Below are 362 nucleotides of genomic sequence, written 5' to 3'. Positions count from 1 at the left end.
AGGAGGGGGCCCCGAATCCGGGCAAACCCCGCCTCGCTTGCGACCGAATTCCTTCGACATTCTGATAATTGCAAGCTGACTCGTCGGCAACGCCGGCGACGAGCTTATTGATCAGTGTTTCCCTAGAGGAATGTCTGGAATCCCGGTAACGGGATCTTTGATTCTGTCGATTAAATCCCGTAAGCAGGAACCTCGGTTTCGATAAAACTCATCAACTGTTTGTTCCGTCAGTACAAGCCATAGCGTTATACACATCTCGCTGCGGCAGCCGCCCGCGCCAGCAAGCCGTTTACATTCAATGACTTGAAAGCCGTGCTTGTAAACTTTGGCCGGATCGCGTCTACTCTCGTAATTTGGGCGGA

Annotated in this window: 1 protein-coding gene; it reads right to left on the bottom strand. The window is 52.5% G+C overall.

Annotated features, from left to right (window positions below):
• Window positions 1-111 precede the first annotated feature (111 nt).
• Window positions 112-362, bottom strand: a 251-nt coding sequence (locus tag F6X37_RS36545) for a hypothetical protein (protein WP_222945053.1), incomplete at its 5' end; no start/stop codon positions are given.

It is taken from the genome of Paraburkholderia sp. 31.1 (assembly GCF_014397645.1).
GTDB lineage: Bacteria > Pseudomonadota > Gammaproteobacteria > Burkholderiales > Burkholderiaceae > Paraburkholderia > Paraburkholderia tuberum.
This window is presented reverse-complemented; position numbering and strand designations above follow the sequence as displayed.